This is a genomic window from Streptomyces amakusaensis (assembly GCF_039532665.1).
Lineage (GTDB): Bacteria > Actinomycetota > Actinomycetes > Streptomycetales > Streptomycetaceae > Streptomyces > Streptomyces amakusaensis.
Window position 1 is genome coordinate 1 of the sequence record NZ_BAAASB010000025.1, and the last position, 20,409, is coordinate 20,409.

A 20,409-nucleotide genomic window follows, 5' to 3' on the forward strand; every position below is an offset into this window, starting at 1 on the left:
CGGTACGGGTCTATCTGCTCGCGCTGCCCCGGGCCCGCGAGCCGGGGGCGGCACCGCTGATCGCGGAACCCGCCCGGCGCGCGGCCGGGCACGGGCCCGCCCCGACGCCGGCCGCCCCGCCCGGCCCGGCCGACGCGGGCACGCCGGCCGCCGCCGCCCCCACCGCCGCCGGTGCCCCGGCGGAGGACGATCTCCTCGCCCTCGCCCGGCTTCTCGTCCCCCTCGCCGGGAGCGAGGACCTCACGGCCCTGGCCCGTCTCCTCGCCGGGCACGCCGCCACCGCCCTCGCGCCGTCGCCCACCGGCGCGGCGCACCGGCGCACCGCCGCCCCTCCCCCCGGTGCGGTGGACACCCCGCCCGGCCACGAGGACGGCGTCCGACCCGCGCGGACCGAGCCAGGACCGCCCGTCGAGCAGCCCCCGGCCGATGTGCCGCCCGGCTCCGCCGAGCACGGCCCGGAGTTCCCCCGTACCGCCGGGTACGAGAGCGCCGACGGACGGGCCGCCGCGGGCGGTCTCGCGTCCACCGCGCGGGGCGAGGCGCGAGTGGGGTCCGTGCTGCCGTTCCTGCTCGCCGGGCCGCTCGCGCGGATCGGCTATCTCGACGCGCTGGGACCCGCGCTGGCCGGTGTGGAACTGGCCGACGAGGCGCCCCTGTTCGCCGCCGCGCTGGCGTACAAGGTCCTGGGCGCGACCGGGCGTGGCTGGCGGCGGGCCGAGCGGGACAGCGAGACCGCGGCCGTCTTCGCCGGACTCGACCCGCCCGTGCCCGAGGAGCGGCTGACCCGTTTCGCCCGGCTCGTGGGCCCCGCGCTCCCGGTGCTCGACGGGGTGCTCGCGCTGGCGGTCTGCCGGGGCCACGACCCCGCCGACCCCCTGCTGATCACAGGGGCCGGCGACCGGCTGCTGCTGGTCGACGCCCAGGGCCTGTTCCCCGTCGCCTGGGCCGATCGGGCGGCCGAACTGCTCCCGTACTGGCGGCTCTGCGGCCGGCCCCCCGTGCTGATCTGCGAAGGACCCCTTCCCCCCGGGACCTTCGGCGAACTCGCGGCGGCGGGCGTCCCCTTCCTCACCCTGCTGAGGCCGCTGCGCGGCGACCCGGTACGGCGACTGCCCGGCCGCACCCCGGTGTGGAGCGCGCGGGGCGCGCCACCGGACCCCCGGCTGGTCGCGGCGCTGCCCGGACACGCCGCCCGGCTCACCGAACTCGCCCGCGCGCTCGTCGACGACCGCCGGGCCGTGCCCCTCGCCGAGGACGGCGGCCTGGAGCGCTGCGTCACCCTGGCGGCGACGCTCGGCCTGAGCACCGTCGCCTGGACGCTCTGGCGCGACCGGGAGACCCCCGACCCGCTCACGGCCCTGCTCCGGTTCGCGGACCTGGACGCCACCGTCCGCTTCGGCCCCGAGACCGTCAGGGTGCGGATCCCGCTGGGCCGCCGCCACGCGGACCTCCTCCGCTCCGGCCTCCTCGCCGACGTGCCCGACGTGGTGTGGCTGGGCGGCCGGAGCCTGACCTTCTCGGGCGGATGAACGACATGAACCGACCGGCACCGGACCGATGGGCACGGGAACATCTGAGCATCCGGCTCATCGCACTGCACCGGGCGCTGCGCGCCGCCGTCGAACGCCGGGCGGAGATCACCGCCCGGCTCAGCAGACCGGATCTCGTCCCGTACTGCGTGACCGACGAACAGGCCGCCGTCCTCCTCGAAGAGGTGGACATCCTCGCCGATACCCTGGCCGATCCCGACACCCCGGACGCCGACGCCGACGCCGACGCCGAGGCGGAAGAGGGAGCGGAAGCGGAACGGGAGCTGCGGCGCCGGGCCGCCGCCGGGGGCGCGACCCTCCCCCTGGACGCGCTCGCGGCCCGCTTCGGTCTGAGCCGCGCCGACCAGGACGCGCTGCTGCTGGCCGCCGCGCCCGAACTCGACCCGGGATACCAGCGGATCTACGCCTACATCGTCGACAACCTCAACCGGCGGCTGCCCTGTGCGGAACTCCTGACGGCGGTCGGCCCCGACACCCCGGCGGCCCGGCTCGCCCGGCGGCGCGCGCTGGGCCCGGCGGGCCCCCTGCGCAGATACGGCCTGCTCCGCCCGCACGGCGACGCCCCGGTCGACCTCGCCCGGGAACTGGTCCTCGCCCCGGGCGTCTTCGAGTATCTGCTCGGCTGGGGCGGCGACCCCGGGCTGCTCGGCCACGACCCCGGCGAGGTCGCGGGGCCGGAGCCGCACCCGCCGTCGCCGCTTCTCTCGCCCTACCTCTCGCCGTATCTCGCCTCCGACCGGCTCGTCCGGCTCGGCCGCGCGCTGGGCACGGGCGACATCGACCTCGCCGGACTGTGGGGCTGCCCGCCCGGCGGCCAGCCCGACGCGGCGCGGGCGCTCGCCCGGGTGGCGGGCCGGCCCCTGCGGACCCTCACCCACGACATCGAGGACGATCTGCGCACGGCCGCCGCGCTCGGCGCGCTGCTGTGGATCCCCGCCGACGAGCTGCGCGGCCCGCCCGGCGGCCGGAGCGCCGCCGAGACGATCCTCGCCCTGCTCCGCTCACGCGTCCCGGTCTGTCTGACCGGCCTGGCCCCCTGGCGGCCCGAAGGGCTGCTCGCCGCACGGTCCTACGCCGAACTGACCCTGCCCGTACCGGGGCTCGACGAGCGGCGGGCGATGTGGTCGGCCGCCCTCCCCGGTCTCGGCGGAACCCTGCTGGAGGATCTCGCCGTCCGGTACCGGATGAGCGGCCGGGAACTGCGCGCGGTCGCGTCCGTCGCCGACACCGGGGCCAGGCTCGCGGGCAACGGCAGCCCGGAGCCGATCGCCCGCCATGTCGCCCCCGCCATCGCCACGGTGACCCGGGGGCGCGGCGGCAGCGGCGTCCAGTCGATCGTGCCCCGGCGCACGGCCGGCGACCTGGTCCTGCCCGAGGCCCAGTCACGACAGATCCTGGAGATCGCCTCGGCCTTCCGCAGCTGGCCCCGTATCGCCGAGACCTGGGGATTCGCCCGCCGCTCGGCGCACGGCGGAGTGAAGGCCCTCTTCACCGGCGAACCCGGCACCGGCAAGACGATGTCCGCCGAGATCGTCACCGGCATGCTCGGCCTCGAACTGCTCAAGGTCGACCTCTCCCAGGTCGTCTCCAAATGGGTGGGCGAGACGGAGAAGAACATGGAGGACGCCTTCCGCCAGGCCGAGGAGAGCCACGCCGTGCTGCTGTTCGACGAGGCCGACGCGCTGTTCGGCAAACGCGGCGAGGTGAAGCACGGCACCGACCGGTACGCCAACCTCGAAGTCGGCTATCTGCTGCAACGCCTGGAGGCCAGCGAAGGACTGGTGATCCTCACCAGCAACCTCAAGGACAATATCGACCCGGCCTTCACCAGACGCTTCCACTTCGTGATCCACTTCCCCCGCCCCGGCATCCCCGAGCGGCGCAGACTCTGGCGGCTGGCCTTCCCCCCACAGGCTCCGCTCGGAACGGATGTGGACCTGGACGCGCTCTCCCGCCTCGACATGACCGGCGCGGGCATCAGCGCCGCCGCCCGCACCGCCGCGCTGGCCGCCGCCGACAGCGGCAGCGCCGAGATCGGCATGGGCCACATCGTGCGCGGGGCCGCCCGCCAGTTCCAGCGCGAGGCCCGGCTGCTGCGCCCCGGCGAGCTGGGACAGTACGCGGCCCTGCTCGGCGAGGAGGACTGACCGCGACCCTCGTGCTCCCGCACTTCCCGCCCCCTGCCGCTGGGCCGCGCCACCCGGCAGACTCCCCTGCATGTCCACATCAGAACAGCGCTGGAGTCCCATCCACGGCGATCCCTATCGCCCCGTTCCCTACCGGCCCGGCCGGACCGACCCGGCCGACTCCCTCGCCCGCGCGGCGGAGCTGCGCGCCCGGATGGACGAGCGCCGTACGGTACGGCAGTTCGCCACCGACCCGGTCCCCGCACAAGTGGTCAAGGACGCCATCGCCTGCGCGGCCACCGCCCCCTCCGGCGCCCATCAGCAGCCCTGGACCTTCGTCCTGGTCCAGGACGAGGAGGTGCGGCGGCGGATCCGGGAGGCGGCCGAGGAGGAGGAACGGCTCTCCTACGACGGCCGGCTCGGTGAGGAGTGGCTGGCCGCCCTGCGTCCGCTCGGCACCGACCGCGTCAAACCGCATCTCACCGACGCCCCCGCCCTGATCGTCGTCTTCCAGCAGCGCTACTGGCTCGGCGAGGACGGCGAGAAGCGCAAGCACTACTACGTCGACGAGTCCGTGGGCATCGCCGTCGGCATGCTGCTCACCGCGCTGCACCTCTCCGGCCTCGCGGCGCTCGTGCACACCCCGAGCCCGATGCGCTTCCTCTCGGAGGTGCTGCGCCGCCCGGCCAACGAGAAGGCCTTCGCCGTCATCCCGGTCGGCTATCCGGCCCCGGACTGCGAGGTGCCCGACCTGGTGCGCAAATCCCTGGACCAGGTGATGACCGAGATCTGAACCGCCCCCGGGGATTCGCTCGCCGAGGCGGGAGCGGACCCCGTGTCCCCCGGGGGCCGGGCCGGGGGCCGGGCCGTACCGTGTGCTTCCGGTACGGTCCGGCCCCCGTCGCCGGGTGTCGGGCGATCACTCGGACGCGTACCGGATGCCCTCGTAGGCGAGCCACTGGGCGAAGGTGTGCAGTCCGTGGTGGAGATCCATGGAGGGCTTCCACTCCGCGGGCCGCCCCGGGGCCGGAGCGGGGGCCCGTCCCGGGGCCGGGGCCGAGGGGGGCCGGGTGGCGTGCGGGGCGTCGACGGTCTCGACGGGCACCGGGCGGACCGCCGCCCTTACCTTCTCGGCGAGTTCGCGCATGCCGACGGGGTCCGGGTCGGGGAGGAGGAACGAGCGCCCGGCGGGAGGCGTGCGCAGCGCGTGGGAGAGCGCCGCGATGAGGTCGGTGGTGTGCAGGGGCCGCAGCCCCTCGCCCGGGGGGTCGGTGAGGACCACCGGGTGGCTGCGCAGCGCGCTCCACACCATGCGGCCGATCGGCGAGTCCAGCGAGCAGCCGGGACCGTACAGATCGCCGGTGTACAGGGCGGTCCTGGAGCGGCCGGTTCCGGTGACGCGGTCCAGGGAGCGCACCACGACATGCGCTCCCGCGCCGTCGCCGGCCCCCAGCGGGCGGAGGTCGATCAGCGTGTCGAGGCCGTCGAGCCGTCCGTCCGAGGTGGTGACGGCGGTGACCCGGTGGCCCCGGTCGGCGAGACCGCGCAGGACGTGCTCGCCGAGCAGGGTGGCCCCGCCGAGGAGTCCGATCTCATGGTCCGGGCCCCCGCGCGTGGGCCGGGCGGCGGTGAGGGACCGTCCGGCGGCCTCGATGCCCGCCTCGACACCGGCCCGGGCGATCTCGGCCAGGCTCTCGCGCATCTCGGCGATCCGCTCCTCGCTCCGGTGGTGGCTCACTCCGCCGGGGCCGATGGTGGCGAGCGCCTCGGCGCAGGCGGGTGTCTGGGAAAGGTCGGTGCCCCTTCCCTCCCTCCGGTGGACGAATCCCATGGTGAAGGCGGTCAGCCAGGTGCCCCGAACGGCCTCTTTCTCTGCTGCTTCGGTCAACCCCAACTTGGCTGGTTCAAGACTTCCGACGCGTATCCCGGACCCTTCCAGATAGTCCTCGCACTCCAGATGCAGCCATCGTTCCGGACCCGGCCCTTCCACTCTCACCGTGCACTGTGCGACCCCGTGCTTGAAGAAGGGAATGACCCGCAGCCCCTCCAGCCGCGACCCCTCGTCCCCGGGGCGGTCGTCGGGGAGAAAGCACACCGATCGGCGCGGCCCCCGGAAGGCGTTCCCGGAAATGCTGCCGTGGTCCTCGTGTTCGGCGAAGCTGGGCACCGACACATAGCCGGGGATCCGGTTGGCCCGCAGATACTGATACATGAGGATGTCGTCCGGCCAGGCGTCGAGACGCCGTCTGCCGTATTCCACGAACCCGGCGGCGACCCGCCGGGGCAGAATGATGGCCACACAGGGGAAGTACTCATTGACCGCGCCGACCCAGCGCACTCCCGCCATCGCGCCGAAGCGCACGGCCGCGCCGTTGCGCGAATCCCACAGTGCGAACAGGGCGAGCGCCGCGTCCGGCATTTCCTCCACCGCCGCGCGGGCCCGTTCGAAGAACGTCTCGGAGAGAATCATGTCGTCCTGGACGACAAGTTGATGAGTGGCGCCCTCCTCGATCGAGGACCACGCCGCCAGCGCGGTGCGGAGCACCGACGGCTTTCCGGCCGGATCGGGATCCATTACCACTTTCAAGGCTCCGGGGGGAGCCGACGCGGCGAGTCTCTCCGCGGCCGGCAGGCGCTTGGGGTGGGTCATCACCGCGCCACTGATGCGATAACGCGTCACAGGTCCTCCGTGCTCTGGTTCCTGGCAGGCGGCGGATTTCCGCGTCCGCGTTCTCCGCCGACCATTTGATTTCGGACAGTACGGTGGGTCATTTGAAGGCTGCGGGGCTTCCGAAAAGGCACCCTGGTTTCAGCCGACGATGATCGTCATGCTGGCAGCGCGTGAACCACATGCGTATCACCAATAGAGGAGTCCGCATGACTGTGAAGGCCGATGCCGAAGGTACCGAAGCCGCCGGGGCCACCGAATCCGTGGCTTCCCGCCTGGAGAAGCTCAGCGGTGCCCGAGTGGTGGTGACCGGCGGCGCCGGGCTGGTGGGCAGCAGACTCACCGCCCTGCTGCGCGGGGCCGATGCGGAAGTCACCGTACTCGACCGGATGGACGCCTATCCGGATTCCACGCATGAGCTGTTCGGCGCTCAGAAGACGGCCTCACGACTGGTCGTCGGCGACATCCGCGACCGGGAGCGGGTGCGTGATGTGCTGCGCGATGCCGATTATGTCGTCCATGCCGCCGCTTTCGCTGATGTCGCCGCCTGCACCCGCCGTCCCGATATCGCCTTCAAGGCGAATATCGAGGGCACCGAGGTCGTTCTGGAGGAAACCGCGGCCGCCGATGTGCGGCGCCTCGTTCTCATATCATCGGCCGCCGTCTACGGCAACGGCGTCGCGCCCGCCGAGGGCGCGCAGGTCTTCGCCGAGGACCAGCCCCCGCACCCGCTGTCGGTGTACGCCAACTCCAAGCTCTGGGCCGAGCACCAGACCCGGCTGATGCTCGGCGGCACCGGGACCGAATACTCCGTACTGCGCTACTTCTCCGTCTACGGCGACCCCCAGGTCCCCAAGCCGGGCAGCCACTCCTGGATGGTGGCATGGCTGGCCATGCACGCCCGGCTCGGACTGCCCATGCGGCTCAACGGAGGCGGCGTCCAGGTGCGCGACCTCGTCCATGTCGACGACATCGCGGCCGCCACCGCGCTCGCCCTGGTCGAGGACCGGGTGGTCGGTGAGACCGTCAACGTCGGCAGCGGCGTCCCGACCTCGGTGCGGGAGGTGGGCGAGCTGATCGCCCCGCACTTCCCCGGCTCCGAGTTCGTCATCACCCCCCGCCCGGCCGACGACCCGCTCGGCGGCTACGCGTCGACCGCCCGGCTCGGCGAACTGCTGCGCTGGAAGCCCGGCATCACCGTGGCCGAAGGCGTGGAGCGCTATGTGCGCTGGCTGACCGCCACCCCGGAGGCGGTGCCGAACTGGCTCGCGGAGAAGGCCGCGTGACACCTTTGGCGCAGACGGCCGGGGACCGGCCGCGCACCGAGGAAGGCCGTGCACTGGTGAGTTACACCGGCTCCTACATCTGGTCGCTGCGCCAGGCGGTCGGCAGCAGAACACTCCTCGTCCCGGGCGCGCAGGTACTGCTGCGGGACGGCGGCGGACGGGTGCTCTTCCAGCAGCGTGCCGACACGGGCGTCTGGGAGATCCCGGCCGGCGCGTGCGAGGAGGGCGGCGACTTCGCCTCCGCCGCCGTACGGGAGCTCCGGGAGGAGACGGGGCTGCGGGTGCGGAGACAGGACCTGATTCCGTTCGGGTCGCTCTCCGACCCCGGGGTGCACACGCTCACCTACCCCAACGGCGACGTCACCCACTGCTTCGCCCTCTGCTTCCTGGCCCTGGACTGGTCGGGCGAGCTGGTGCCGGGACCGGACGAAGTGCTCCGGGCGGAGTTCCGCGACCCGGACGACGTCCCCGTCCCGCTCCACCCGCCGACCGCCGTGGTGCTGGAGATGCTCCGAGAGTTCGAATCGACCGGAAGGTTCCAGGCACGGTGAACACGTCGGAGGCGATACGCGCGGTGGTGCCCTGCCGGGCCTGTCTGTCCGGTGAGGATCTGGACTGGCTCGGCGGTCGCTCCGTCAGCCTCGCCCTGGATCTGACCACCGCCGTCGAGACCACCTCCGCCGGCACCGCCCCCGCCCCGGCCGCTCCGGCGGCCGGGGCGGGGGGCTGGTCCGGCCAGGTGTGGGAGTTTCTGCGCGGACGGATCGCCGGTCTCGGACCGGAGCCGCCCGCCGTCGCCGTCCACAGCGAGGCGCCCGCCGCCAGCGGGCTGTCCTCCTCGACCGCCCTGATCGTGGGCCTCTTCCGCGCGTACACGGCACACACGGCGTACACGGCGTACGCGGGGCAGGGCGCCGCCCGCTCGCCGGGCATCCCGCTCGCGACCCTCGCCCAGTGGGCGTACGAGTTCGAGTTCGCCCACTTCAACGGCGGCGGGATGGACCATCTGGCCGTCATCGAGGGCGGCGCGCTGCTGCTGTCGGGCCGGCCCACCGGGCTGCCCGACATCCTGGAGCGCCGGACCTTCCCCGAGGAGTGGGCCGTGGTGGTGGTGGACTCGGCGACCCGCAAGGACACCAGCGACCACATCCGCGTCGTACGGGCACAGCTCGCCGACCGGGATCCCGCGCTCGCGCTCTATCTCAAGGAGGCGGACCGGGCGTCGGACGAGGCCTGGGCCGCGATCGGCGCGCGCGATCTCGACGGGCTCACCGCCGCGATGGACCGGGCCCACGCCACCATGCGCGATCAGCAGCGGATGTCCACCCCGGTCCTGGAGGAACTGCGCACGGCCGCGCTGCGCGCCGCCGGCCTGCGGCTGAAACTCAGCGGCGCGGGCGGCGGCGGAGCACTGGTCGGCGTCTGCCACCGGGCGGATCTCCCGGACCGGACGGCCGCGCTGCGGCGGGCGCTGGCCAAGGTCCGCCCCGCCGCCCGGGTGATTCCCACCCGGGCGGCGGCCGGTCTGACCTGACCCCGCGGACGGGGATCAGAGACAGGGATCAGAGGAAGGGGTCGTAGTCACCGCCCATCTCGGGCGTCACCGCTTCGGTCGCGATCTTGTCCATTTCGAGATTGGAGCGGTGACGCGCGCAGTGGAAGAGGCAGTCCCGGCTCGGATCGATGACCCCTCGGTCCGAGTTCTTCCATATGTCGGGCAGCCGCTCGGTGACCGCGTCGCCTATCTTCGCCTGGGAGTTGCCCCGGTGGTAGGAGCAGACATAGACCCCGGACGGGGTGATGAGCGTCCGCAGCTCGGCCACCTTGCAGTGGTGGTACTCCTTCGGCTGCACCGCCCCCACCCGGTTCCTGAGCGAGGTCAGGGTCGAGGAGTTGATGATCTCGAAGGAGCCGTCCGCCCACTGCTCGGCCTCGGCCAGCTGCTCGTCGACGGACTTGAGGATGTCCTCGGCCACCTGGATCACATGGTGGCCGTCGTCGAACATCGCCTTGGTCTCGAAGTAGTCGCAGCCGATGTCCCGGGCCAGCCGCGCCGCCTCCAGCACCTCGTGGTGATTGCTCACCATGGTCCCGTCCGGCAGCCGGCGGGTCATCACCAGGAACGAGTAGCCGAGGGCGCCCTTCTTGACCCCGGCCAGCAGCCGCATATTGCCGATCACCTTGTCGAAGACGCTGCGGCCCTTGCGGTCCGGCCGGAACACCCCGTACGTCTCGCTGGTGCCGGCGTCCATCGACACCCGCACCCAGGAGGCGTACTGGGACAGCTCGTCCAGGTTCTGGTTGATCATCGTGCCGTTGGTGACGACGCCGATGGCGACCCCGGCCTCGCCGAGGACGCGGAGGACATTGCGGGTGCCCCGGTGGGCCAGCGGCTCCCCGCCGCCGATGAGGACCACGCCCCGCACGGACATCTCGATCAGCTCCTCGGCCAGTTCGGCCAGCCGCTCGGGAGTGAACCGTCCCTGATTCAGCAGCTTGCCGCTGATGCACTCCGGGCAGGCGAGATCGCAGAACGTCGTCGGATCGAGGTCCACCACCAGCGGTCCCGAGGAACGTTGCCCCGAGGCCGCTTCGAGAACCCGGGGCCAACCGGAGGGCTGGTACAGCTTGGACACCAGGTCAAGACGGTCGAACGTCAAAGTGATCTCCTGCTGGTCAAGAGAACCGGGCCGGACGGCCCAGGTGTTCTCGGTATTTCGGCGGAGCGGTGCGCACACCGCTCCCGCGCCCTGTGCGTCGGGCGCTCACTGCCGGCGCCGCGCGGTGCGCGGGCCTTCGGCGGTCAGCCCTTGACGGCTCCCGCAGCCAGGCCGGCGGCCACCCGGCGCTGGACGAACATGAAGAAGACGACGACCGGCAGCGCGGTGAGCGTGGCTCCCGCCATCAGCGCGCCGTAGTCGGTGCCGAAGCTGGTCTGGAAGGACACCAGCCAGATGCTGACGGTCTGCTTGTCGGTGCTGGACAGCAGCACATAGGCGAGGACGTACTCGTTCCACGCCTGGACCAGGGAGTAGATGGAGGTGGCGACCAGTCCGGGCGCGAGCAGGGGCAGCAGCACCCGCCGGAAGGCAGCTGCCCTGGTGCAGCCGTCGACCATCGCCGCCTCCTCCAGCTCCACCGGGATGCCCGCGATGAATCCGCGCAGCAGCCAGACGGTGAAGGGCAGCATGAAGACCAGATAGGTCAGGATCACCCCGGTCAGACTGTCCGTCAGCCCGGCGTCGCTGAGCAGCAGATAGATCGGGATGATCAGGCCCGCCAGCGGGATCATCTGCACGGAGAGGATCACCAGGATGAACGCCTTGCGCCCGGCGAAGGCGAACCGGGCCAGGGCATAGGCCGCCAGCACCCCGATGAGCAGGGAGATCACCACGGTTCCCGCGCCGATGAGGACGCTCGCGCGGACGCTGGACCAGAAGGTCTCGGACTCCATGGCGCGGCGGAAGTGCTCCAGGGTCGGTTCGGAGGGCCAGAAGGAGGGCGGGTCGCTGCGGATCTGGGAGGCGGGACGGAACGCGGTGAGGAGCATCCAGTAGACGGGGAAGGCCATCACGGCGCAGAAGAGCAGCCCCAGCAGATCGGCCCGCCTCGATCGGCGGCCGGCCGCGCGCCGGGCGCGGGATGTGAAGCGAGACGTGGAACGGGGTGTGGAGCGTGATGGTGAACGGGATGTGACGCTCACTCGGCCTCTCCCATCCTGACGAGCTGACGGACGTAGACGACGGCCCCGACGAGCAGCAGCAGCACGGTGACCACCGCGATGGCCGCGCCGCTGCTGTAGCGGTTCACGGCGAACGACTCGATGAACGAGTACACGCCGAGCAGGTAGTAGTCCTTCTCCGGCTGACCGGTCCGCATCAGCCAGATCTGGTTGAAGACGCCGAAGTTCCAGATCGCGGTCAGCGTCGTCACCATCACGAACGCGGGTTTGATGACGGGGAAGGTGATGTGCCGGAACACCTGCGAGGGTCTCGCGCCGTCCACCCGCGCCGCCTCCTCCAGCTCCGGCGGCACCTGGGTGAGAGCGGCCTGAAGGGTGATGGCGGCGAAGGGCAGCGCGCCCCAGACCACGACCGCGACGATCACGGTGAACCCCTGCCAGGGATTCTCGAACCAGTTGTGCTTGGCGAAGTCCGCCCCGGGCAGCCGCCCCAGCAGCCAGTTGACGACTCCGTGGTCGGCGTCCACCAGCCAGCGGAAGACGGAGGCCGCGACCATCACCGGCATCGCCCACACGGCGACCAGGACACCGGCCATCGTCGCCCGCACCCAGGGCGAGACCCGGCGCATCAACAGGGCGACCAGCATCGCGGCCGTCATGGTCACCACGCCGCACGCCACGGTGAAGAGCGCGGTGCGCCCGACGACCTCCCAGAAGAACGGGTCGGCCGCGATGGTCCGGTACTGCTGGAGCCCCGCCCACGGCGGCGCGGTCCCCGCGAACAGCTCTCTGCGGGTCATGTCCTGGAACGACAGCGTCACCAGATCGACCAGCGGATAGCCGAGGACCGCGAGGAGCGCGAGGACGGTCGGGGCGATGAGGAGGTACGGGACGGCCCGCCGCACCGCCGACGGGGGCCGGCCGCCCCTGGAGCCCCGTCCTCCGGCGGGCGGTCGGACGGGGTGCGGGCGTGCGGAGGGCGCGCCGGAGGGGCGCGGCGGACCTGCGGTCACCATGCGGGCGAGGCTCCTCGCGTCGTCGTGCGCGGGCGTCTGTGGCTCTCGTGGGCCGCCGTCAGTTCTCGTTGACGATCTTGTCGATCTCCCGGTCGGCGTCCTGGGTCGCCTGACGCACGCTCTTCTTGCCCGTCGCTATGTCCTGGAGCATCGAGGGCAGGATGTTCGACTTCTCCACCGCGACCCAGCCGGGGGCGAGCGGGGTGACCCAGCCCCGTTCGGCGGCCAGCGCGGCGGCTCCGTTGATGCCGTCGGCGGGCACGTCGCGCAGCTGGACGGTGTTGTTGGGCAGCGTCTCGGCCTTGATCAGCTGCTGCTGCGAACTCCGGTCGGTGAACAGCTTGATCCATTCCTTGGCCAGCTGCTGCTTCTTCGACTTGACCGGGATCGCGAGCAGGGAGCCGCCGAGGAAGGGCGGCAGCAGCTCGCCGGAGGGGCCGGGGAAGGCGAAGGTCGAGAATTTCCCGCGGAGGGCGGGATTGCCGCCGGAGCGGGGATCGGCGGCGGCGTTCGCCTCCCAGGTATTGCCGTAGAACATGCCGACCTTGCCCTGGCCGACCACGCCGGGCTCGTCGGCGTTGTCCTTGGAGCGGTCGCCGACGTAGTAGTCGTCGATCAGCTTTTTCCAGGTGGTCAGTCCGGCGACGGACTCGGGGGAGGAGAGCGCGCCGTGCCAGCGGCCGTCGCGTTCGACGGCCATCTCGCCGCCGGCGTCCTTCACCCACGCCATCGCGGCGGACCAGTAACGGCCCGGCATGTAGAAGGCGGAGAAATTCTTGTCGGTGGAACCGAACTCCGCCTTCAGTTTGTCCAGGACGGAGAGCATCTCGCCGTAGGTTCGCGGGGCCTTGGTGACCCCGACCTTCTTCAGCAGATCGGTGCGGTAGATGCCCACGCGCGCGCCCGCGTAGTAGGGGACACAGTAGGTCTCGCCCTTCCACTGACACGCGTCCGAAAGCGCCGGGAGCCATTCCGCGGAATGGTCGAAATCTTCCTTGGGGACGGCACTGAACGCACCGTTGACAATGTAGTTGGTGGTTTCACTGTTGCCCATCTCGACAACATCTGGTACGTCCTGGCCCGCGAAGGCCGCGTCAATCTTCTGGTTCTTGCTGGTCCACTGCTGGTACTGCACCTTCACATCGATATTCGGATATCGATCGGCGAATCGTTTGTTCGTGGTGGCGACCAGATCGGGCCAGCTCTCCCGAGCGTCCACGGTCAGCCAGACCGTCAGACCGCCCTTCTGGCTCGCGGCGTCCGGCGAGCCCCCGGTCCCGCCGGAAGTGCAGGAAGCGAGCGTCGCCGCGAGTGCGACGGTACCGACGGCCGAGGTGAAGCGAGGTAAGCGCCAGGGCATGGGTCTCCACCTTTCGAGTACGGGCTGAACCGGGCACGTATCTACCCAGGGAAGAGCGGCAAACTACCCGTGAGGCGCTTTTTGGCCAGGATGGATCACCGAATTATTGAACGTTCTTGCTGAGTGCAGCCCCCCGGCCAGGCGGGTGAGCGAGAGAGGGAAGCACGTGGGGGAGCGGATCGGCCGTTCTTAGTTGACGCAAAACACTAGGATGCGCCACTTGGGCACCCTTGACGGTGACACCTCTCCTGACTCATTTTTCTCCTGGTGTCTCCCGCGTCACCTATCGAAGGGTGTTGGCACGTGATTGAGCACGGCACAACGACTGGCGAATCAGCCACCAGGCCCATACGGGTCAACTCGTGGAACGGCTGGGACCCACTGCGCCATGTCATCGTCGGCAGGGCCGACAAGGCCGTGGTGCAGGCGCCGGAACCAGCGGTGCGACGCGACTTCCCGGACGACGGGTTCCCCCTGGGCACCTATGGACCGATGCCGGCCGAGATGACGGCCGAGGCCAATGAACAGCTCGACGACTTCGCCGAGATGCTGCGCGGACGCGGTATCCGGGTGGACCGGCCGACCCCGGTCGACTTCAACCAGAAGGTCTCCACCCCGGACTGGGAGCAGGACACGATGTCCGGGTGTATGCCCCCCCGGGACATCCTGCTCACCGTGGGCAACGAGGTCCTGGAAGCGACCATGTCGTACCGCAGCCGATGGCACGAGTACCTCGCCTACCGGCCGATCCTCCAGGAGCTCTTCCAGTCCGACGAGCGCATGCGCTGGGAGGCCGCGCCCAAGCCCCGGCTGACCGACGCCAGTTACCACACCGATTTCTGGGACACCTACAACGATCTGCCCACCGATGTGCAGCTCGCGAAGGTCCGCGACTACGACCTGGTGCTCACCGAGGAGGAGCCCCTCTTCGACGCCGCCGATGTGGCGCGATTCGGCAAGGATCTCTTCGTCCAGCTGTCCTTCGTCACCAACCGCAGCGGCTACCAGTGGCTCAAGCGCCACTACCCCGACCACCGGGTGCACGCGGTGACCTCCACCAACACCCATCCCCTGCACATCGACGCCACCTGGGTCCCGCTCCGGCCCGGTCTGGTGCTGCACTGCGGCGAACGCCTCGCCGACCAGGAGCTGATGGACTTCTTCAAGCTCAACGACTGGGAGATCATCGAGGCGGTCCAGCCGGCCAGCTGGGACCATCCGCCCAAGCTCTCCTACTGCAGCCCCTGGCTGGCCGGGAACATGCTGAACCTGGACCAGAACACGCTGTGCATCGAGGAGAAGGAGGTCCGCCTCTCCGAGCAGCTGGCCGCCTACGGCTTCGAGATCGTGCCGGTGCCCTTCCGGGCCGTCGGCCCCTTCGGCGGCGGGCTGCACTGCGCGACCGTCGACATCGAGCGCGACGGCGACTGCGAGGACTACTTCCCCCGCCGGCACGGACGGTACTGATCCACCGTGGGCGCCATACGGTCCGGCGGGCCGTCCGATGTCAAGGCAGTGATTTTTGACTTCTACGGCACGCTCGTCCGTATGGTGCCGCCCCTGCCGCCCAGCCACGAGCCGTTCTTTCTGCGCCGGGGGCTGCACGAGGCCGCCGCGCGCTGGGGGGACCAGTGGTCGGCGGGGCCCGGCGACGGGGAGGAGCATCTCGCCCATTCCGCGGACGAGGAGACCTACCGGCGCTGGGAGCGCGAGCGGCTGCGGCTGCGCGCGCTGGAGCGGGGAGTGCCCGAGGACCAGGCGGCCGATCTCGCCGCCGAGATCGACACGGCGATCAAGCAGCTGCGGCTGGAACTCTTCGCCGATGTACGGGCCGTGCTCGCGCGCTTGCGCGAGCACGGCCTGACGGTCGCGATCTGCTCCAACTGGTTCTGGGACCTGGACCGCGCGGTGGACGAGGCCGGCATCGGCGATCTGGTCGACACCGTCGTCAGCTCCGCCCGGGCCGGGGCGCGCAAACCGCATCCGCTCATCTACCGCGCCGTGCTCGACGCGTGCGGCACGGCCCCCGGGCAGTCGCTCTTCGTCGGGGACATGTGGGAGCCGGACGTGGTGGGTCCGCTGGCGCAGGGGATGCGCGCCGTCCATCTGTGGCGGCCCGACCGGGCCGTGCAGGGCTCGGCCCCGCCGCTGCCCGACCGGGCGGCGCGGATCACCACCCTGCACGCGCTCACCGGACTGCTGTAGCCCGGTGCGAGAGCCGGTCCAGCACATTGCGGGTCACCCGGACCACCCCGGCGTCCAGCTCCAGACCGCACACCACGGACCAGTCGGTGGTACCGGCGGCGAACACCGTGCCGCCCGCCGTGTGGATGCCCATCGTCGCGGCCCGGGGGCCCGTCTGCGACGGCTCCCGCTCCGGGCAGTTCCAGTGACCCCACTTCAGATCGTGGAAGCTCTCGTTCACCGGATCCAGCACATAGATCCCGAGAATCAGAAAGGAGTCCGGGGTGCCGTCCGCGCCGGTCGCCCGGGCGACGCCCCGCCCGTCGTAGGCGAAGGCCGCGCCGTCGCACTCGTACCCGATCAGTGCCGTGCCCGCGCCCAGCGCGTCCGGCTCCCCGCCGTCCGAACCGTCCCGCAGCCCGGTCCCCTCGAAGACCCAGTGATCGGCGTGCTGCACGGTGTATCCGGCGCGCGGCCGGTCGCCCGGCCAGTCGCCGGGCCACATGCCGCCGTTGCGGAAGCTCACCCCGGTCAGCGAGTTCTCCGGCGACCCGACGCCCTCGGGCGGCCGGGGCCACCACAGATCCGTGGCCGGCAGATGCGGATACTCCTGACCCACCCGGTGATCGGTGTCCGAGACGAACGCGCTGCCGCCGTCCACCGGATGCACCCGCCACCAGCAGGTGTTGGCGCTGAAGAACGCCACATTGCCGCCCGAGCGCACATGGGCCGAGACATGGTCGCGCATCGCCCCGCTCCAGTACTCGTCGTGCCCGACGCTCAGCAGCAGATCGTAGGGCGCGAGAAGATCCGGGTCCTCGTGCAGATCGAGATCGGTGCAGTACTCCACCGCGTAGCCGCAGCGCTCCAGCCAGGCGATGAAGGGAGCGTCCCAGTAGGCCAGGTCGATGACCCCGCCCGGCCGGTGCAGGCTCAGCCGGTGCCCGCGCGGCTCGCCGTCCGTGGCCTCCTGATAAACGGGATTCTCGTACAGATTGCAGGTGCGGGACACGCTCTCGTTGTTCGACTGGTTGTACGCGTGCCGGGTGTACGTCGACTTCTTGTACAGGATCCGTCCGTGCCGGCCCGGATCCCGCGGTCTGACGACGAAGAACTCCCGGGCGAAGCCCTCGATCCCGGTGTCGTCCAGCAGCGGGGCGGCCCTGGCCGACGACTCGTCGCCCTCGATGAGATGGGCGAGATAGATCCCCGGCGTCCAGTCCTCCGGAGTCCGGAAGGAGTAGGCCGGGAAGTCCCAGCCCACGGCGGGCGAGGCGAGCGGCGCGCCCCCGTCCGGATGCGGCGGCGGAGCCTTGAACTCCCCGGGGAACGGCTCGGACTCGGTCAGGAAGGAAAGCTCGCCGCCCAATCGGTAGAAACGCACCCTGAATTCATCCGAATCGGTCGAGACATGGAGCGTGAGGACCTCGCCGGCCGTCACGCTTTCACGGTTCACATAGCCTTCTATCATGTGCCCTCCCAGTGATCGTCCGCGCTCTTCGCGGCACATGTCCGGCCCGATGCTAAAAGACGATTCCCCCTGCAACAACCAAGTGGAGAAGATCAGCCTTTCCTTGGCCGGTTCAGGCCAAGAAAAATAGACGGGGGAATGCGGATGCGGCGTTCTGGGTAGCGCGAATGAACAGAATGAACAGGTTGAAACCCCCCTTGAGAGGATCCCCATGAGTAATGAATTCCGAGTCCGGGAACTGGTCCTGGGCATCGAAGGCCTCGCTCTGCTCCGCACCGCCATGGACGCGGACGAGGACTTCCTGAGCGAACGGGTCGCGGAGATCAGGAAATTCGCGGCCGAGACCGCCGACGGGCCGCCCGAAGGACTGCCCGACGGCGGGTCCGCGGTGAGCGAGCTGGACGCCTCCGCCGGGTACGCGGCCTGGTCGAAGGTGTACGACTCCCTGCCCAGCTCCTACATCGAGGTCGAGGAGCCGGTGGTCCACAAGCTCCTGGACGCGGGCCCGGTCGGCACCGCGCTCGACGCCGCCTGTGGCACCGGCCGCCAGACCGCGGCCCTGACCGCGCGCGGCCACCGCGTCATCGGCGTCGACCAGTCGCCCGAGATGCTGGCGCGCGCCGCCGAGAAGGCCCCGGAGGCGGAGTTCCGCCAGGGGCGGCTGGAGAGCCTCCCGCTGGAGGACGAGTCCGTCGACCTCGCCCTGTGCACCCTGGCCATGACCCATCTGCCCGACCTCTCGGCGGGCGTCGCCGAACTCGCGCGCGTGGTCCGCCCCGGCGGACGCGTCATCATCTCCGACATGCACCCCTTCGTCATCACCCTCCAGGGACAGTGTCTCTTCGTGGAGGGCGACGACAAACTCGCCTTCGTACGCAATTACGTCCACCTCCCGAGCAGCTACATCGAGGCGTTCGCAGCCGCCGGACTGACCGTCCGCGCCTGCTTCGAGCCCGTGTTCAACGGCAGGCTCGCCCCGGGCGGCTACGAGGAATTCATCGCGGAGGCGGCGCGCGCGGCCTGGAGCGGCATTCCCATCGTGATCGTCTGGGAAGCCGTCAAGGCGTGAAAGCAGAGCAGGAAGAGCAAGAAAAGCAAGAAAAGCAGGGAAAGAAAGAAGGAACCATGCGAGTCGTGCTGCACTCCGAGCGCCCCGAACTCTGGGACAGAATCCCCGAGGTCTTCGCCGGTGTCGTCCCCGAATACAATCTGCACGGGGACATCAACGAAACCCACTGGAACCGGCTCTTCGACGAGTTTGGCGACCATCAGTTTGTCCTGTACGACGAGGAGAACGACGACATCCTCGGCGCGGGCCGCTCCCTGCCCCGCACCTGGGACGGCACCCCGGAGGATCTCGGCTCCGGGCTCGACGAGTCGATCGCCGCCGCCTTCCGCGCCCACGACGCCGGCGTCAAGCCCACCGCACTGGTCGCCCTCGGAGTCGAAGTGGCCCCCGCCCACCAGGGCAGGAGCCTCTCCAAAGCACTGCTCACCCAGATGACGGACATGGCCCGCGCGGACGGCCTGCCCCATCTGATAGTGCCGGTGCGCCCCATCTGGAAGCACCGGTACCCGCTCGTCCCCATCGGCCGCTACGCCTCCTGGACCCGCGAGGACGGTGAGCCCTTCGACCCCTGGATCCGCGCCCAGGTCCGGCTCGGAGGAAGGATCACCGCCAGCGTCGAGGAGTCCTCACGGATCACCGGCACGGTCGCCGAGTGGGAGACCTGGACCGGCATGGCCTTCCCCGAGGACGGCGAGTACGTCTTCCCCGAGGGGCTCAGCACCCTGCGGGTGGACCGCGCGCGCGACCTGGCCTCCTACTGGGAGCCCGGCGTGTGGATCACCTACGATCTGCGGGACCCGGCCCCGGCAGCGCCTCCCCGCACCTGACGGCGGTCCAGGCGTACGCGGAGAGCAGCTCCGTGTGCGCCTGGCCCACCTCCGGGCGGCGCTCGGGCGGCAGCCCGGCGATGCCGACGGTGGAGACCGCCGCCTCCCGCAGCCGCGCCCCCGCCGCGGAGCCGTCCCCGTTCGCGCCCCCGGGGGCGTGCCGGAGCGCGGCCCGCCGCGCCTGCCGTCCCAGCATCAGACAGTGGATCCAGAACTCGTCCGCGAAGGACTCCCCGTAGAGCCCCGCGATCTCGGCCGCGCTCCGCGCGGGGCGCTCCGCGCGCACCGCGTCCCGGATCAGCTCCTCCGTCAGCCCCGTGCGGGGCAGCGCCTCGCGCCAGGTGAAGTGGTGCCGCGCCTCCGGTGTGGCGTCCTGCCCCGGCAGCCGGACGAAGCCCTCCCCGTACCGCATGTACGGCAGCCAGTCGAGCTCCTCCAGCACCCAGCCCTCGTAGAGCGCCGGGCGGGCGTCGGCGGCGTCGGCGGGGCAGACCGCGCGGCGCACGCCCTGTGCCGCGTGCCCGTTGATGCTGCTGGTGCCCATGTGCTCGGTGACGGTGGGCACCGCCAGCAGGGCGCTGCGCCGTCCGTCCTGGCGCAGAAAGGCTGCCATCACCTCGTCGTCGTGGCGCTCACCGGTCCGGCCCGCGTACGCGCGGAACGCGTGGGCGAGCGCGACCGGGAGGGTGATGGCCAGCGTGGGGGCGAACTCCTCCGGCACGGCGCGCACCCAGCCGGCCCCGGCCAGCGCGGCGAGCCGGGCGGCGGCGCCGTTGCGCGCGTGCCAGTTGGTGTAGAAGGCGAGGGCCTCCCCGGGGAAGCGGTCGGCGCAGTGCGCCACCAGGTCCAGGAAGTCCGGCGGGGCGGCCACATCGTCCTGGATCATGAGCTGATGGGTGGCGCCCTCGGCTATCCGGGACCAGGCCACCAGCGCGGTGCGCAGGGCGGAGGGGGAGTCGTCGGGGGCCGGGTCCATCGCCAGTCCGCCCAGTCCGAGGCGTGCGCACAGCTCCTCTGCCTGGGCCCGGCGGACCGGGTGGGTCATCACGGCCGAACTGACGCGTGCTGCGGGCATCGAGGGCACTCCTTCAGCCAATGACCAGTGGAGACTTCGGTGTCGATCATGGCTGCTGTCCGGGCGGGCATCGCCGGACCGGGAGTGATGACGGC

At 71.1% G+C, this 20,409-nt stretch carries 17 protein-coding genes; 10 read left to right on the forward strand and 7 right to left on the reverse strand.

The genetic code is table 11. The features are described 5' to 3' along the window. The 3 genes from ABD371_RS31535 to ABD371_RS31545 form a co-directional block, all read left to right on the forward strand. A partial coding sequence (locus ABD371_RS31535) for a hypothetical protein (protein ID WP_344484612.1) occupies positions 1-1,529 on the forward strand: 1,529 nt, incomplete at its 5' end. 5 nt (positions 1,530-1,534) lie between these two features. After that, the gene (locus tag ABD371_RS31540) at positions 1,535-3,697 is read left to right on the forward strand and encodes an ATP-binding protein (RefSeq protein ID WP_344484615.1); all 2,163 of its coding nucleotides are present in this window, start codon (positions 1,535-1,537) and stop codon (positions 3,695-3,697) included. 70 nt (positions 3,698-3,767) lie between these two features. Further along, a complete protein-coding gene (locus ABD371_RS31545) occupies positions 3,768-4,469 on the forward strand; it encodes a nitroreductase family protein (protein WP_344484618.1) in 702 nt (233 codons plus the stop codon). A gap of 126 nt (positions 4,470-4,595) precedes the next feature. Here the strand turns inward: ABD371_RS31545 and ABD371_RS31550 are convergent, their stop codons facing one another. Continuing rightward, positions 4,596-6,251 (reverse strand): NAD-dependent epimerase/dehydratase family protein, encoded by a 1,656-nt coding sequence (locus ABD371_RS31550; RefSeq protein ID WP_344484621.1) that lies wholly within the window; start codon positions 6,249-6,251, stop codon positions 4,596-4,598. A gap of 302 nt (positions 6,252-6,553) precedes the next feature. Here ABD371_RS31550 and ABD371_RS31555 point away from each other — a divergent pair, with 302 nt between their 5' ends. Genes ABD371_RS31555 through ABD371_RS31565 form a run of 3 tightly spaced genes read left to right on the forward strand, consistent with a single transcriptional unit; the run spans position 6,554 to position 9,164 of the window. Continuing rightward, the gene (locus tag ABD371_RS31555; RefSeq protein WP_344484624.1) at positions 6,554-7,630 is read left to right on the forward strand and encodes an NAD-dependent epimerase/dehydratase family protein; all 1,077 of its coding nucleotides are present in this window, start codon (positions 6,554-6,556) and stop codon (positions 7,628-7,630) included. Continuing rightward, on the forward strand, positions 7,627-8,181 hold the full coding sequence (locus ABD371_RS31560; RefSeq protein WP_344484627.1) for an NUDIX domain-containing protein: 555 nt from the start codon (positions 7,627-7,629) through the stop codon (positions 8,179-8,181). Before ABD371_RS31555 ends, ABD371_RS31560 begins: the two co-directional genes overlap by 4 nt. Further along, the gene (locus tag ABD371_RS31565; protein ID WP_344484630.1) at positions 8,178-9,164 is read left to right on the forward strand and encodes a GHMP family kinase ATP-binding protein; all 987 of its coding nucleotides are present in this window, start codon (positions 8,178-8,180) and stop codon (positions 9,162-9,164) included. The genes ABD371_RS31560 and ABD371_RS31565 overlap by 4 nt, the downstream gene beginning before the upstream one ends. A 28-nt stretch (positions 9,165-9,192) precedes the next feature. Here ABD371_RS31565 and ABD371_RS31570 read toward each other — a convergent pair whose 3' ends face one another. From ABD371_RS31570 to ABD371_RS31585, 4 genes are all read right to left on the reverse strand, one after another. Continuing rightward, on the reverse strand, positions 9,193-10,290 hold the full coding sequence (locus tag ABD371_RS31570; RefSeq protein WP_344484633.1) for a radical SAM protein: 1,098 nt from the start codon (positions 10,288-10,290) through the stop codon (positions 9,193-9,195). A 143-nt stretch (positions 10,291-10,433) separates the two neighbouring features. Then, a complete protein-coding gene (locus tag ABD371_RS31575; RefSeq protein ID WP_344484636.1) occupies positions 10,434-11,201 on the reverse strand; it encodes a carbohydrate ABC transporter permease in 768 nt (255 codons plus the stop codon). A gap of 128 nt (positions 11,202-11,329) precedes the next feature. Then, complete coding sequence (locus ABD371_RS31580; RefSeq protein ID WP_344484641.1) at positions 11,330-12,328, reverse strand: carbohydrate ABC transporter permease; 999 nt, start codon at positions 12,326-12,328, stop codon at positions 11,330-11,332. Positions 12,329-12,386: 58 nt separating this feature from the next. Next, the gene (locus tag ABD371_RS31585) at positions 12,387-13,688 is read right to left on the reverse strand and encodes an extracellular solute-binding protein (protein WP_344484644.1); all 1,302 of its coding nucleotides are present in this window, start codon (positions 13,686-13,688) and stop codon (positions 12,387-12,389) included. Between the two features lie 303 nt (positions 13,689-13,991). Between ABD371_RS31585 and ABD371_RS31590 the strand changes: the two genes are divergently transcribed. Both ABD371_RS31590 and ABD371_RS31595 read left to right on the forward strand, forming a co-directional pair. Beyond that, positions 13,992-15,155, forward strand: a complete 1,164-nt coding sequence (locus tag ABD371_RS31590; protein WP_344484647.1) for a serine/threonine protein kinase — start codon at positions 13,992-13,994, stop codon at positions 15,153-15,155. A 6-nt stretch (positions 15,156-15,161) separates the two neighbouring features. After that, positions 15,162-15,893 carry an HAD family hydrolase gene (locus ABD371_RS31595; RefSeq protein WP_344484650.1) on the forward strand — a complete coding sequence of 244 codons (732 nt, stop codon included), beginning with the start codon at positions 15,162-15,164 and terminating at the stop codon, positions 15,891-15,893. On the opposite strand, the gene ABD371_RS31600 is transcribed toward ABD371_RS31595, so the two are convergent. Next, positions 15,877-17,328 (reverse strand): N,N-dimethylformamidase beta subunit family domain-containing protein, encoded by a 1,452-nt coding sequence (locus ABD371_RS31600; protein ID WP_344484653.1) that lies wholly within the window; start codon positions 17,326-17,328, stop codon positions 15,877-15,879. The two genes, ABD371_RS31595 and ABD371_RS31600, sit on opposite strands and share 17 nt — an antisense overlap. A gap of 226 nt (positions 17,329-17,554) precedes the next feature. On the opposite strand from ABD371_RS31600, the gene ABD371_RS31605 reads away from it, so the two are divergent. Both ABD371_RS31605 and ABD371_RS31610 read left to right on the forward strand, forming a co-directional pair. Continuing rightward, a complete protein-coding gene (locus ABD371_RS31605; protein ID WP_344484657.1) occupies positions 17,555-18,412 on the forward strand; it encodes a class I SAM-dependent methyltransferase in 858 nt (285 codons plus the stop codon). A gap of 56 nt (positions 18,413-18,468) precedes the next feature. Then, a complete protein-coding gene (locus ABD371_RS31610; protein WP_344484660.1) occupies positions 18,469-19,239 on the forward strand; it encodes a GNAT family N-acetyltransferase in 771 nt (256 codons plus the stop codon). Here the strand turns inward: ABD371_RS31610 and ABD371_RS31615 are convergent. After that, on the reverse strand, positions 19,190-20,314 hold the full coding sequence (locus ABD371_RS31615; protein WP_344484663.1) for a hypothetical protein: 1,125 nt from the start codon (positions 20,312-20,314) through the stop codon (positions 19,190-19,192). The two genes, ABD371_RS31610 and ABD371_RS31615, sit on opposite strands and share 50 nt — an antisense overlap. Between the last annotated feature and the right edge of the window lie 95 nt (positions 20,315-20,409).

Bases quoted from the DNA above. Each gene is read 5' to 3' on its own strand.
- ABD371_RS31540 (WP_344484615.1), top strand. From the start codon at position 1,535: ATGAACCGACCGGCACCGGACCGATGGGCACGGGAACATCTGAGCATC.
- ABD371_RS31545 (WP_344484618.1), top strand. From the start codon at position 3,768: ATGTCCACATCAGAACAGCGCTGGAGTCCCATCCACGGCGATCCCTAT.
- ABD371_RS31550 (WP_344484621.1), bottom strand. From the start codon at position 6,251: ATGGATCCCGATCCGGCCGGAAAGCCGTCGGTGCTCCGCACCGCGCTG.
- ABD371_RS31555 (WP_344484624.1), top strand. From the start codon at position 6,554: ATGACTGTGAAGGCCGATGCCGAAGGTACCGAAGCCGCCGGGGCCACC.
- ABD371_RS31575 (WP_344484636.1), bottom strand. From the start codon at position 11,201: ATGGCCTTCCCCGTCTACTGGATGCTCCTCACCGCGTTCCGTCCCGCC.
- ABD371_RS31580 (WP_344484641.1), bottom strand. From the start codon at position 12,328: ATGGTGACCGCAGGTCCGCCGCGCCCCTCCGGCGCGCCCTCCGCACGC.
- ABD371_RS31585 (WP_344484644.1), bottom strand. From the start codon at position 13,688: ATGCCCTGGCGCTTACCTCGCTTCACCTCGGCCGTCGGTACCGTCGCA.
- ABD371_RS31605 (WP_344484657.1), top strand. From the start codon at position 17,555: ATGAGTAATGAATTCCGAGTCCGGGAACTGGTCCTGGGCATCGAAGGC.
- ABD371_RS31610 (WP_344484660.1), top strand. From the start codon at position 18,469: ATGCGAGTCGTGCTGCACTCCGAGCGCCCCGAACTCTGGGACAGAATC.
- ABD371_RS31615 (WP_344484663.1), bottom strand. From the start codon at position 20,314: ATGCCCGCAGCACGCGTCAGTTCGGCCGTGATGACCCACCCGGTCCGC.